Raw genomic sequence first — 414 nt, forward strand, 5'->3', positions numbered from 1 at the left:
AACATCGTGGTTTTTGATGATTTCAGTTGAGATTTTGTCCAAGTAATCTTTTCTAGCATTTGCCATGTATTCATGAACTCTAGCCACTTTTACTCGCTGTTTATTCCAGCTAGAAGATCCTTTCATTCTTCTAGAAAGAACACGCTGTGCTTTCGCCAGCTTCTCTTCTAATGATCGAAAAAACTTCGGATTTTTGTAGATTGTTCCATCTGACAAAATGGCGAAATCTTTTAGTCCCACATCTATTCCAATGTAAGAATGTGTTTTCGGAAATTCTTGCACTTCTGTTTCAACTAACAAGGACACAAAGTATCTGCCAGAAGGGTTCCGTCTAACTGTAGCATTTAAAATACGTCCCTTTACTTCACGACTTTTGGCAAATCGAACAAGACCTAGTTTTGGCAATTTAATTTT

General features: G+C 37.0%; 1 protein-coding gene. It reads right to left on the bottom strand.

Annotated features, from left to right (window positions below):
- The coding region (locus JDS81_RS29840; RefSeq protein WP_199688693.1) for an RNA-guided endonuclease InsQ/TnpB family protein at nucleotides 1-414 on the bottom strand (414 nt) is incomplete at both ends.

It is taken from the genome of Bacillus cereus group sp. N31 (assembly GCF_016483245.1).
GTDB classification, from domain to species: Bacteria; Bacillota; Bacilli; order Bacillales; family Bacillaceae_G; genus Bacillus_A; species Bacillus_A toyonensis.